Below are 12,641 nucleotides of genomic sequence, written 5' to 3' on the forward strand. Positions count from 1 at the left end.
TTGCTTGAATAGATTGTACCTCATTTCGGATTGCATGCTCAATACACATTCTCTACGATCGGTTTTATACAAACTCGCCACTTTCTTATCGACAAAAGCAATCTAATCAAAAAAAAGAAACCCTTTAAGAGGCTCCTCTTTCCTATCACCGTTATGAAGTGTGTTGAATCAGCTCGGGAAGCATTCTGAGAAGCCGTTCGATCGTATAGGCATCCCCGCAGTTCCATTCGTTCTCGTCCACCAGGTAGACATGCCCGTTCCGCACCGCGGGAAGGCTTTGCCACAGCGGGCTTGCAATCGTCTGCTCCATCGCCTTTCTCGAGACGGGGCTGCCCGGAAGCAGCATGAATATACGATCGCCCGCGTATTCCTGAAGGCAGTCCTCCGTAATTTCTTTGTACGCCCTGTCCGCTTGAAGCACATCCTGTACCTTCCGTACGGGGGAAAAGCCATCCGGATGATACAGCACCGACGTTAATCCAATATTGCCCATTACGAATAACCGTCTGCCCCGATGATGCACGAATACGGTTGCCGTCTCTCCGGGACGGATATAAGGCTGCAGTTGCTGCCACATCCGCTGCGCATTACCCGCATGATGGCTGAGCCACTGCTGCGCCTCCCGCTCCTTGCCGAACCACTCTCCAAGCGTCAACAGCCTCTCCTCGAGCGGGCCATAGGAGTTGTAGGTAAGCGTCGGAGCTATCCGAGAGATTTGCTCATATTCCCTCTCGTCTTCCTTATCGAATATAATAAGATCCGGTTTCAGCGACGATACCTTCTCCGCATTGAAAGGACGCCCCTGCTTCCATAGGTCGCCTCCAATGGGCTGAATGCCAAGCGACAACAGATCTCCAATCGTCTCCCCGTAAAAAATAATACGCCTCGGCTGATCTGGTATCGTCACCTCATGGCCAGCCCAATCTCTCACCCGAACTCTTCGCCTCATCGCTAATGCATACTGTCTAGGCGACATGCCTGTCGTCTGGCGGAAGCGGCGATTGAAATAATATTCGTCCGCAAAACCTACCCGCTCCGCAATATCGCGCAGCGATTCGTCGGATTGGAGCAGCCATTCCTTGGCCCGCTTAATCCGCAGCTCCGTCAAGTAGTCCAGCGGCTTCTTGCCCGTTAATTCCTTGAAGACAGCCGAATACTGGCCGCTCGGAAGCGAAGCTTTCACCGAAAGCCACTTCACCGTTATTTTGTCCGTATAATGGTCCTGCATATATTGAATTGTTCTTTCTACAGCTTGCGTGGAGCTGGTCTTGCTGTCCGTCACGAGATTATGCTCCAATAAGAAACCTATCAACTTCAGAAACCGCATATTATTTTCGAAGCTCGGCATTCCATCCTGATCGCTTCTGCCGCTATATAGCTGCTGCGCCATTTCTATCAACTGTGACGAAGGATAGACGCGCAGCTCGCTCCTGCCTGGAAACAAAGCCTCTTTATATGCTGCTGGGGTCGCCCATGAATCGATGAATGTAACCGCGAATTGTATGCGATAATACTCGAGTGCCAAGCCGTCTTTTCTTTCCAACTGGAAAGAAGCTCCGGGAATGAAGAGAAACGCGCTTTGGCCGGCAAACAACGACCTCTTGCTGTCGCTGTACAATTGCCCTTTGCCGCTCTTGTTAATTAGAAGGGTATAGGTCTCCGTCGTTTCCTCCGGCAGTACCGTACCCGGACGACAACTTAGCAGGTTGGCATCAAGTAGATGAAAGGACAGTGACCGCAGAGGCACTGCTGGTGTTGCTGGCGCTGATGGGTAGTGCATATCGGAACCTCCTTTTATTAAATGAGAATTATTATCATTTACATGATTATAGCCGATAAAAAGAAGCTTTTCAACCGATGCCGGTCAAAAAGCTTCTATTGTTTACCCTATGCTCTCGTGCATGGCTTATTTGCTTGCCATAGCCTTAGGCAGTTCTTGAATGAGCCATTCTCTGGATAGAGCGTCGCTACCTGCTTTGAGAATATCGAAGTTGTAGACGTAACCGTTCTTCACGCCCGGAAGCTTCTTCCACAGTTCGCTATTCATAAGATCATTCGTATCCGACTGCGCCTCTGGATCAACCGGGTTCAAGATGAAGATCCGGTCTCCCGCATATTCGGACATGACTTCAGCCGAAATTTCCAAGAAGCCCGTCTGCTGATCGATCAGCTCTTGCACCTTGTCTAGCGGCTTGAAGCCGCCTTCTCCATATAGGAATTGCGGGAGTCCCGCGCCTGCCATAATGAACAAGCGATTGCCCGGATACATCGTGAATACCGATGCCGTTTCGTTCTCCTTAAGCCCGCTCTCTGCGCGCAGCTTCGCCCACATATCGGCTGTCTCCGCTTTGTTCTTCGCAAGCCATGCTTCTGCTTCTGCCTTCTTGCCAAGCATATCACCAAGGATCGGCATTCTCACCTCAATCGGATCGAAGGAGTTGAACGTGACCGTTGGCGCAATCTTCGAAATTTCTTCATACTGCTTCGCGTCGTCGTTCGAGAAGATAATCAGATCCGGTTGAAGCGCCAACCCCTTCTCCAAGTTAAACGGGAAACCTACATCTTCTACGGATGCGATTTTATCGTCAAACGATGTCCCTTCATTCTTGAGGACGCCGACCGGTGTTACGCCAAGCGCCAGTACGTCGCCTGTTACTTCCCCGTGATAAATAACGCGCTGCGGATTAACCGGAATTTCTACCTCGTGCCCCGACCAGTCGGTGAATGCGCGTGTCGTCGCTTCCGTCTGCTCCGGCGCCGCCGTAGCAGGTGTCTCGGATGCTTGGCCGCCGTTTGCCGGCGCTTTATTATCCGAATTGTTAGCGTTGTTGCCGCATGCCAACAATAGTGCCCCCATCAAAACAATTACCGCTAATAGCAGACTTGCTTTTTTTGCCTGTACCATTTTTGATACTCCTCCTTGTTCTTTCCCCTTTACTTTGATAATGCTTATCATTATCATTGAAAATAGTAACTAATTATGTTCCTATACTCAATGGACAAAACAAATGTGTCACTCTATTTTTGTACAAAAATCATCCAATGAACTTTAATCCGAATTTGAGAAATGAGCGTGATCTCTATGACCGCTGCTGCTAATAAAGGGAGAACTACAGCCTCCCATACTTTCTATATGCCTGTTAATCTATTCGAAATAGACGATCTCGTCGTCCCTTACGTATCGCCGAACGCTATCATTCTCATCGTATGGGGCGGCGAGGGCGCCCTTCTCGTCGATGGGCATGAGCATGATCTTTCCCGCGGCACCGTATTTCTATCCGATGTTCTAACACAGATGGAGCTGCGGGTAGAGTCTCGCTCCCCTCTCCGCGGTATCGGGATCGAGTACCGTTGCTTGACTCCAGAAGGTTCCAGCCCCGAAGGCTTGCATCATCCGATTCCTTTGCAGCGTGTTCCTGCCGGGCTATTAAGGCCCGCCGGGGAGTTTAAGCATATTTGGATGGAACCGCAGCTTAGCTCCCCGTTCCAAGCGCAGCAGCTGTTTGCGCAATTGCTGCAAGGGCTAAGTGAGGAGCTTGCAGCAAGACAGCAGCCTTCCCATTCTTGGTTCGATCAATCTCTTCATTATATGGACGCCCATTATAATGAAGAGCTTACACGGGAGCAGATGGCTGAGCAGGCTGGCGTCAGTCCCGAGCACTTCTCGCGCACGTTCAGGAAGCACACAGGCCGAACCTTCAATGCCCATCTTACTTTGCTGCGAATTCGCAGCGCTCAACAACTACTCTTGATCGGCACGCCGAATTTGAATACGCTGGCTCTACAGGTCGGCTATAAGGAAGGGTTGTATTTGAGTCGCAAATTCAAGCAGTCGGTCGGACTGTCTCCAACGGCCTATCGACACTCGCGCAAAAATATCGTCACGCTGGATTCCAACCATACGGCCAGTCTGATCGCTTTGGACATTACCCCCGAGCTTGGCGTCTATACATCCTGGCTGGAGCAACTCCACAGCAAGAAAAAAATGAAAAGCCGACAAAAATTCAACCCGTACATCCATACCCCCGCCACCTATTATGAGGCGCTAGCCTCCGTACGACCCGATCTGATTATCAGTTATAGCAATGCCGAGGTAAATAAATCATTGCTTCCGCTCGCACCGGTCATGGAGCTTCCTCTCATGACGATGAGTTGGCGAGATCAGTTCCTTCTCATCGCCGATATCGTGAATAAACGGCTAAAAGCCGAGGACTGGCTGGCTAAACATGATCAAATGATGGACGTGGTCAATCATCGGTTGGACCGCGATTTGGGAGCCAGAGGCACCGCCATCGTATGGGAGATCGGCTCGCATGCAGCTTACTGCTTCAGCAGCAGCTTCGGCAGAGGCTGCCAAATCTTATACGATGATCTCGGCTTTCAGCCTCCTGGCAAGCTATTGGAGCAAGGAATTGCCGCCAAAGGCTATATAGAGGCTGATATCGAAGCTATAGCTTCCTACCCTGCCGATTATATCATCTTTACCTCGATGCCTTCTTGTCCGGATAGCCGGCTTCGTTTTGACCGACTGCTCCGTTCTCCCAAATGGCGAAGCTTAGATGCGGTTAAGCATAACAGAGTCTACTATTTGAATGAGCCTGAACTCTTTTATGGATACGACCCTCTCTCCACGCAGGCGCAGCTTCATGAGCTCTTGCATGCCTTAACGCCACATGAGATAAACCTCTATCGAGGTCTTTCGAAGATGAGCGACCGCGTTTAAAGGTTGGTTTATTCTCCAATAGGAAAGTCCGACTCGCTTTCGCTTTAGCGAACTTAAACTTTCCTATGTGGTCACAAATATGCATGAACGGACATCATTTGAAGCCATAGTCATATGATCGGTTACGCTGTAAAGTGTAACTGATAATGATTATCGTTATACACAAGGAGGATAACACATTGTTTTCTGCTCACAACTCGCTCTACAGCAAGCGCAACACGCTCTTTACTTTTTCCCTGCTGCTCATCTTGATGCTTGTCGTCTCCGCTTGCGGGGCAAGCAACAACAATAAAGCTAACGATGCCGCAACTACCGCTCCGGCTGCTCAAACAGATGCGCCAAAAGATGCTGCACCCGAAGAACCAACCGTCAAAACCGTCAAGACGGCAAATGGCGATATCGAAATACCGACCCACCCCAAACGGATTGTGGCCGAGGAATATTTGGGCAGCTTGATTGCCTTGGAAGTCATTCCAGTGGGCGCTCCGGGACTTACATTGGAAAACTACTATTTTAAAGACTCGCTGACTGGCGTTACCGATACGGGAGCTTACGGCCAACAAAACGCGGAAAAGATTATTACTCTCGATCCCGATCTCATTATTACCGGCAATCCCGACAGCTACGCGGCGCTAAGCAAAATCGCACCAACTGTCGTTATTCCTTACGGCGATCTCAAAAACGTGCATGAAGAGTTGACCTATTTCGGTGAATTGCTAGGTGTGGAAGATAAAGCAAAAGCTTGGCTCGAGAAGTATGACGGGCGGATAGCCGCAGCCAAAGCCAAAGTCGATGCCGCTATTCCAGCTGAAGCTTCCTTCGCCATCATGGAGGACGGCGGCAAGTCGACGTGGGTATACGGAGACAACTTCGGGCGCGGCGGCCAACCGGTATATCAGGCTCTAGGACGCAAACCGCCTGCCGCAGTCGCGGACGAAATCATGGAGAAGCAGTGGGCGGAAATATCAACCGAGCTGCTCGACCAGTACGCTGGAGACTATGTCATTATGACCTCCAATACGCGTACGCTTGAGGACTTCCAAGCTGACCCGATCTGGAGCAAGCTTCCTGCCATAAAGAACGGACATTTCTACGTTTGGCCTGAAGCGCGTTCGTGGTATTATGACCCGCTTGCTGTCGTTGCTCAAACGGAAGAGCTTGCTGAATGGCTGGTTAGTCAAGGAAAATAACATATTAAACGAAAGAAGGAAGGCCTGTTTAGGCCTTCCTTCTTTCGTTTGTATCTCGCCACTCTCTGGATACATTAGAATGGTTCATTACGGACTCCGGTGACCCTAACTGCTGCATCATTAGCTACATACAACCGTTGCGGACTCCGTTGCACCTATCGAACCGAAAATAGCCTCTTGAACGATCAACATCGGCAGTTAGCGTCATCTGTGTCCGTAAGCAGCCAATTTTGTCTAGAAAGTTACCTTTAGAGTCGCCTGTGTCCGTTAACGTGTAGAAAGCTGCCTAACTTCCCAGCAGCTCTCCGACGAGCTGTCGGATCAACTGACCAAACTCATCTTCTTGTTTACCATCAGTAATAAGAATACATCGCTTGGAATCTTGCAACCTCATCCTGCAATCCCATATCTACCATTGCGTCCGTCAAGGTTTCCATAAATTCATCGTCATAGTCGATTGGACCCAAGTTAACATCCCGGATCAAAGCTAGTTTTTGCGAATACGTTGCGTGCTCCAGCAGCCTTGTCAGCTCACTCGCCATCATCTCTTCATCGACCGCCAAAGGAGGAAGAAGCTTTCCTGCATCGGAAGGAACAACATTCGTCACACCAAGCTTGTCCATCGTCGGAACGACTATCGACTTCTCCCTTTCTAACGCAACGTTCTCGGAGTAGCGATACACGTCTTCGATGATCGGCGGTTTTAAGCGTTTCCTCAAGCTTTTGAACAACAGCTTGCTTCTCCAACCGGTCCTCCTCCATCTCCTCGATACCGTACTCGCGCTCTAACTCTTCCCACATTTCGCGTTCGCTTTGCAGATAAGCCTGTTCATCCTCATACCCCATGAAGAGCAGGGAGGGGTCTTTCATCACAATTCGCATAAACTCACGAATGTTATTGGCAACAACTACCGCAGGCTGATCGAAATTCATTGGCGACACCATCACAATCGGCGCCTCTTCCAGATTCACAGCCAACCCGAAGTCGGTCAAAAATCCAAAATGCTCCCCGTCGCCCCCTGTCCAGCCGAACGTAACCACATCGACAGGCGAATTAAAATATCCGCTATGTCCAAGCGAAGGATAAAAACCTACCACATTCCAAAGCTCATAGCCTTCTTTGGCCAGCTCCGCTTCCACGTCTATCAATGCCTTCAGCGTCGGAGGAACCTCATACTTTCCGAAGTTCACCGCCATGCTTTCCTCCTCGGTAAGTTCGGGCCTCTCCTGCTCCTCCTCCACCCCAGGTATGCCCTCGGCCGGATTTCCTGAATTGATAGTAAGACGATTCGCAGCTTGATCGAAATCAATAACCGCATTCGACATTTGGATAAAAAGACTGGACTCCAGATAGGTCGATCCCTTGATGATTCTCATGTACTCGTCGTCATTCTCTATGTCCCCTACAAATAAAGCAGTATGGAAACCAATAAGATCAGCGGATTGGTACGATAAAGAAATCGTCTTATCCTCCCACTCAACACCCCATCCCATCTGTTCAAAAACAGCTCTCAACGGAATAAACAGTTTTTCCCCTTCCACAAAAGCTTCTTTCTTCACCTGCAGCGGATTACCGTCGATGAATATCGCAATCGCCTTCGATGAGTTTCCCTGACCATACGCAGGTTGGAGTGCTGTGAACGTAAGCAGTAAAACAAATAACAACGTCAATTTCATTGATTTCATAACATAGTTTGAATACAAATCTTCATCCTCCTAAGTCTCATTACTTAATAAACGTATTCTGCACGCGCTCGGATTTAAGGAAGTAGGGAATCCAGATCGCGCAAGTTATTGCTGAACGAACAATATCGGTAAACGAGCTGCCCGTCTCCATTTCTCTAGCAAGCGGAATTTGATAAACAAGGATCGTATCTATAATACCGACCGCAAGGCTGGCACTGTAGAAAATAATCATTAGCTTCGGCAGTATGGATTTACGGGTATAGAACATCACCAGTACGAAAATACAGAACAACAAGAACGCAATATTGTATGCGCCTTCGAACACGATAATCGGCCCCCAAAGAGCGTGATAGAGCTCAGAGTCCTTCGAGGTCAACACTCCCCAGGTATCTGGTTCAAACGCCGGCAAGTTGACGCGAAAAATTTGAACAAGCAGCGTAATCATAGTTAATTACAGTCCGATTTGCACCAAAACAAGCCACCCAGCTAAACCTTTAACGCCTAACGGTAAAAGCTTTGGTTCGCTAGATTGCCTTCCTACATCCCGATTCTCCAAATCATTCATCCCTCAACATCCCCCAGTACATTCATTTATCCTGTTAACCATTATTCGCGCTAAATATGTAATTTCCTTTCATTTCCTTTACTAACAATAAAAAAAAGCCCAAGTTACGGACACGAAGGATGCTTAAACACAAAATATTCATCATTTCACGAAGTTGCGGACCGAGGGAAGCTTAACAACTCCTTTTTCAGACAAACCAATACTGTATGCTGCCGTTAGAGCCCAGTGTGTCCGTAAGAATGGAGAACGGCGAAAAAATGTACTATTAAGGTCACTGCTGTCCGCAAAAAAATAACCCGGCCGCCCTCCCTATCGGAAGACAACCAGGTTATCCATATCCTTGTTTTTCACTTACCCCTTAACCGAACCTGCAGCCATACCTTCAACGATGCGGTCGCTAAGGAACAGGAATGCGATCAGAATCGGCAAAATACTAATCATCAGAGTAGCGCCAATCGCGCCCCAATCGGTCGTGTATTGGCCGATAAAGTTTTGTACGCCGACTGTAAGCGTCTTGTAGGAATCCGAGCTAATGAACGTATTGACGAAAATAAACTCGTTCCAGTTATAAATCATGTTAATAATTGAAGTGGTTGCAATAACGGAGCCTGTCATCGGCAATACGATCCGGAAGAACATCCGGTTGACCGAACATCCGTCAATGACCGCCGCCTCTTCAACCTCACGCGGCAATGCATAATAGAACCCGAGCAAGATCATGATCGTAATCGGCATATTGAATGCGACATACGTCAGAATGAGCGACAGCGGATGGTCGATCAGGCCCGCCTTATTGAACATGCTGAATAGCGGGATAAGCGTCGAATGGACAGGGATCATCATCGCAACCATGAATAGGCCGAGGACAAGCGAGCTGCCCTTCCACTTCATTCTTGTTATGGCATAAGTCACGAGACTGCCAAGCACGACAGTAAGCGCAGTTGCCACAACCGTAATCCAAACGCTATTCAAGAAATAAGTATCGATATTGCCCGCGCTCCATACCTTACTGTAGTTTTCCCAGCGCGGGTTCGTAGGCAGCGACAGCGGAGGAAGATTGAACACTTCCTGATTGCTCTTAAGAGAGAAAAACAGCAGCCATACTAGCGGAAACAGCTGCAATGCGGCAACGACAATCAACACCATATATAACAGCGCGTATCCGAGCTTAAGCGCGAAGCTTGAACCCTTTTCCTTCGATACGCCGCCAAGTTGTCCAGCGGTTGTGCTCGTCATGAGGCTTCCTCCTTACTTATGAATATTGAATCGTATCTTTCGTAACGGTCAGCTTGCGGATGATCCATGTAGCGATTAAGCAAATAACGAGCAGGAAGAATCCTACTGCACTTCCGTAGCCAAAGTCATAAGCACGGAATGCTTCGTGATACATGTAAGAGGCCATGACTTCGCTTGAACCGTTCGGTCCGCCGTCCGTCATGACGTAGATCAGATCGAAATACTTCAGCGAGCCGACTACGGATAACACGATCGTCACTTTAATAACTTCCATGGCGAGCGGAAGCTTGATTTTGTAAGCAATTTGGAACGCATTCGCGCCATCGATCTTCGCCGCTTCTTCCAGCGATGTCGGGATGTTCTTAAGCGCTGCATAATAGATCAGAATATAGAAGCCCGCATATTGCCATAGAATCGGGATGAACAGAGCGAACAATACAAGCGATGGCTCTGCCAGCCATGCGGGAGGATTAGCGACCCCAATAGATTCTAGAAAGCTGTTCATAATACCGTTGGTTGGGTGATAAATTTTGAGCCAAAGTTGCGCGATCGCAACCGAAGACAAAAGCATCGGAATCAAATAAATTTTGCGGAACAGGTTCGCCCCTTTGAGGCGTGMGGATAATACCATAGCAACAACTAAGTAGAGAATAAGGCTGAGACCCGAAAACACGGCTAACAGCAGGGAATGCCCTGCACTGCTCCAAAACTTGTTATCTTGAATGAGGGCGCTGTAATTGTCCAGCCCAATAAACTTCATAGCTCCGATCCCGTTCCACTCGTTAAGGCCGTAATAACCTGTCAGTACGATTGGAATGTATACAATAGCCAAAATTAATATTAGGGAAGGCAGAACGTACAGTGCGATCATCTTTTTATTCGACATTACCTTATCCAAATCGGCCGACTCCTCTCTCTTGGGTCATAACGCAAGAGGCCGCTTATCCGACTGCAGCAGCCGGATAAGCTAAGCTCCCTCAAGTTTCCTTGCTGTCTGTGCGACCGCTTATTTCTTTACGGCAGCGTCATGCTCTTGCGCGAACTTCTCAGGCGTTACAGCTTTGCCGAACAACGATTGAATCATGTTCAGATGAGTTTCAGCTGCGTTAGCCGGCATTTGAACGTCTGCGAACAAAGTAATGCTGCTTGCTTGATTCATTTCGTTGAACAAGTCGATGTAAAGCTGCGGAAGCTCAAGCGCTGATGTGTCTACTTTCGTAGCCGGGATAACGCCTGCACCGGTTACGGATTGCTCGCCCCACTTCGTTACGAAGTATTCAACGAAAGCTTTGGACTCTTCTTTCACTTTGGAGTTTTCAGCAACGAACAAGCCTACGCCCGGTCCGCCTACCCAGCTGTTGATGTCGCCTTTGCCGCCTTCTACAGTAGGGAACTTGAAGAATCCAACCTTGTCGCGGAACTCTTGGGGAATGTCGGCGTTTGTCGTCCAGTTAGGAAGCTCCCATGTGCCCATCAGATACATAGCCGCTTTCTCGTTCGTGAACTCGGATTTTGCCTCTTCGTTCGATAGGCCATTGAAGCCTTTCACGAATGCATTACCGTCAACGAGCGATTGAACCTCGGTTGCAGCTTTCATCAGATTTTCGTCTGTGAACGATGTCTCGCCTTTGATTGCCTTGGACAATGTTTCTTGACCTGCGAAGCGGTCAGCCATGTACATGTACCACAGCGATCCTGTCCAACGATCTTTGTTGCCTAGAGCGATCGGCGCTACGCCGTTGTCGCTAAGCGTCTTTACAACTTGCTTGAATTGATCATACGTTTGCGGAACTTCAAGCTTGTATTTCTCGAAGATCGCTTTGTTGTAGTAGATTGGAGCAATATTGAACTCTAGCGGAAGCGCATACGTTTTGCCGTCAATAGCATAAGCTTCTGTCGTTCCTGCTACGAATTTACCGTTCAGCTCGCCGCCCAGCACATCGTCAACCGGAGTGAACAGGTTACCTTCAACATAAGGCTGAAGGAAGCCGGCTGCCCATGTTACGCCTACGTCAGGAAGCTGGTTGGAAGCTGAAAGCACTTTCAATTTGTTTTTATATTGCTCGTTATCCAATACCTCTTGCTTGATGGTTACGTTCTTGTGCTCAGCTTGATAGTCCTTGATAATTTGGTTAACGATTTTATTTTGACCGGCAGATACACCCTCTGGCCATAAATGCATGAAGTTGATTGTTACTTTCTTGGAATCGCTTTCAGTAGAGCCCCCATTAGTCGAGCCTTCGTTGTTAGCGCCATTATTACCATTGTTGCCGCAGCCTGCAGCTACCATTGCCAGGCAAAGCGTCGTCATGAGCGTGATAGACCATTTCTTTTTGAACACGTTTACAACCCCTTTTCTATTGGTGTTTGGTTGGTTCGTATTGCTTCAAAATAATTGTAGCAACGCGGCTGCAACGTGGTAAGGCTATGTGAATTGGGAAAAGTTCTACTTTTATTGGATTGTCTCTTCCGAATGCGCGACGCTCTTACGATATTGTCCCGGGCTCATCCCTTCGATTGAGCGGAACACCTTCACAAAATACTTGGCCGTCTGGTAGCCGACCTGATCGGAAATTTCGGCAATCGTCTGCCTCGTTCCAGACAGAAGCTCCTTCGCCCGCTGCACCCTTTTGCGCGTCAAATATTCGCTGAACGTAAGTCCCGTCTGCTCCTTGAACAGCACGCTGAAGTAGCTGGCGTTCATATGGAGATGGTCCGCAATATCGCGCATGGAGATCGGCTCATGAAGATGATTGTCAAGGAACTGTATAGCCTCTTGCACCTGCGAGCCGTATTGCTTGCCTTGACGGACCGTCTCCATCAGCTTCGGATCCACGAGCCGCTCCATTCGTTCGACCCGATGTATGTCTTCTTCCCGCTTCAGCGCCAGCTCTACCGCTTGAACAAGCTTAGTTTTGTCCAGTGGTTTCAACAAATATTCCACTACACCAAATTGCAGCGCTTTCTGCGCATAATCGAACTCTGGATGACCGGATATAATAATAACGACAGGCGGGCGCTCCATTCCCTTCACTCTCTCCACGAGATCAAGACCGCCAATCTCGGGCATGCGAATATCCGTTATGAGCAGATTCGCTTCATTTTCCCCTAGCCACTCCAACGCCTCAACACCACTTGCCGCCGTTACGATTTTGTATCGGCCTGCCGCCCAAGCTTCCAGCGACTTGCGAATACCTTCTCTCGTTCTCGGTTCGTCATCTACGACTAATATCGTTTTCAT

Annotated in this window: 11 protein-coding genes; 2 read left to right on the forward strand and 9 right to left on the reverse strand. The window is 48.7% G+C overall.

The annotated features are described in order from the left end of the window. Positions 1-151 precede the first annotated feature (151 nt). Together AC1DF0_RS28125 and AC1DF0_RS28130 are read right to left on the reverse strand one after the other, a co-directional pair. Positions 152-1,780 carry an ABC transporter substrate-binding protein gene (locus AC1DF0_RS28125; protein ID WP_477576688.1) on the reverse strand — a complete coding sequence of 543 codons (1,629 nt, stop codon included), beginning with the start codon at positions 1,778-1,780 and terminating at the stop codon, positions 152-154. Between the two features lie 126 nt (positions 1,781-1,906). After that, positions 1,907-2,905 (reverse strand): ABC transporter substrate-binding protein, encoded by a 999-nt coding sequence (locus tag AC1DF0_RS28130; protein ID WP_442049664.1) that lies wholly within the window; start codon positions 2,903-2,905, stop codon positions 1,907-1,909. A 177-nt stretch (positions 2,906-3,082) separates the two neighbouring features. Between AC1DF0_RS28130 and AC1DF0_RS28135 the strand changes: the two genes are divergently transcribed. Together AC1DF0_RS28135 and AC1DF0_RS28140 are read left to right on the forward strand one after the other, a co-directional pair. Continuing rightward, complete coding sequence (locus AC1DF0_RS28135; protein WP_477576690.1) at positions 3,083-4,723, forward strand: AraC family transcriptional regulator; 1,641 nt, start codon at positions 3,083-3,085, stop codon at positions 4,721-4,723. 179 nt (positions 4,724-4,902) lie between these two features. Continuing rightward, positions 4,903-5,913 (forward strand): ABC transporter substrate-binding protein, encoded by a 1,011-nt coding sequence (locus AC1DF0_RS28140; RefSeq protein ID WP_477576691.1) that lies wholly within the window; start codon positions 4,903-4,905, stop codon positions 5,911-5,913. Positions 5,914-6,266: 353 nt separating this feature from the next. Here the strand turns inward: AC1DF0_RS28140 and AC1DF0_RS28145 are convergent, their stop codons facing one another. The 7 genes from AC1DF0_RS28145 to AC1DF0_RS28175 form a co-directional block, all read right to left on the reverse strand. After that, positions 6,267-6,458 carry a hypothetical protein gene (locus AC1DF0_RS28145; RefSeq protein ID WP_477576693.1) on the reverse strand — a complete coding sequence of 64 codons (192 nt, stop codon included), beginning with the start codon at positions 6,456-6,458 and terminating at the stop codon, positions 6,267-6,269. Positions 6,459-6,462: 4 nt separating this feature from the next. Further along, the gene (locus tag AC1DF0_RS28150) at positions 6,463-7,617 is read right to left on the reverse strand and encodes a stalk domain-containing protein (protein ID WP_477576695.1); all 1,155 of its coding nucleotides are present in this window, start codon (positions 7,615-7,617) and stop codon (positions 6,463-6,465) included. 22 nt (positions 7,618-7,639) lie between these two features. Then, positions 7,640-8,044 (reverse strand): DUF2569 domain-containing protein, encoded by a 405-nt coding sequence (locus tag AC1DF0_RS28155; protein ID WP_442049668.1) that lies wholly within the window; start codon positions 8,042-8,044, stop codon positions 7,640-7,642. Between the two features lie 471 nt (positions 8,045-8,515). Then, positions 8,516-9,400, reverse strand: a complete 885-nt coding sequence (locus tag AC1DF0_RS28160; RefSeq protein ID WP_442049669.1) for a carbohydrate ABC transporter permease — start codon at positions 9,398-9,400, stop codon at positions 8,516-8,518. Between the two features lie 16 nt (positions 9,401-9,416). Then, positions 9,417-10,298: a carbohydrate ABC transporter permease gene (locus AC1DF0_RS28165; RefSeq protein ID WP_477576698.1), complete on the reverse strand. Its 882-nt coding sequence runs from the start codon at positions 10,296-10,298 to the stop codon at positions 9,417-9,419. Between the two features lie 108 nt (positions 10,299-10,406). Next, positions 10,407-11,741: an extracellular solute-binding protein gene (locus tag AC1DF0_RS28170; protein WP_442049670.1), complete on the reverse strand. Its 1,335-nt coding sequence runs from the start codon at positions 11,739-11,741 to the stop codon at positions 10,407-10,409. A 111-nt stretch (positions 11,742-11,852) separates the two neighbouring features. Next, the gene (locus AC1DF0_RS28175) at positions 11,853-12,641 is read right to left on the reverse strand and encodes a response regulator transcription factor (RefSeq protein ID WP_442049671.1); all 789 of its coding nucleotides are present in this window, start codon (positions 12,639-12,641) and stop codon (positions 11,853-11,855) included.

The sequence above is a fragment of the Paenibacillus sp. 05T425 genome (genome assembly GCF_056396205.1).

Coding starts and splice junctions, on each gene's coding strand:
- AC1DF0_RS28145 (WP_477576693.1), bottom strand. CDS start 6,458: ATGATGGCGAGTGAGCTGACAAGGCTGCTGGAGCACGCAACGTATTCG.
- AC1DF0_RS28135 (WP_477576690.1), top strand. CDS start 3,083: ATGACCGCTGCTGCTAATAAAGGGAGAACTACAGCCTCCCATACTTTC.
- AC1DF0_RS28125 (WP_477576688.1), bottom strand. CDS start 1,780: ATGCACTACCCATCAGCGCCAGCAACACCAGCAGTGCCTCTGCGGTCA.
- AC1DF0_RS28130 (WP_442049664.1), bottom strand. CDS start 2,905: ATGGTACAGGCAAAAAAAGCAAGTCTGCTATTAGCGGTAATTGTTTTG.
- AC1DF0_RS28160 (WP_442049669.1), bottom strand. CDS start 9,400: ATGACGAGCACAACCGCTGGACAACTTGGCGGCGTATCGAAGGAAAAG.
- AC1DF0_RS28175 (WP_442049671.1), bottom strand. CDS start 12,641: ATGAAAACGATATTAGTCGTAGATGACGAACCGAGAACGAGAGAAGGT.
- AC1DF0_RS28155 (WP_442049668.1), bottom strand. CDS start 8,044: ATGATTACGCTGCTTGTTCAAATTTTTCGCGTCAACTTGCCGGCGTTT.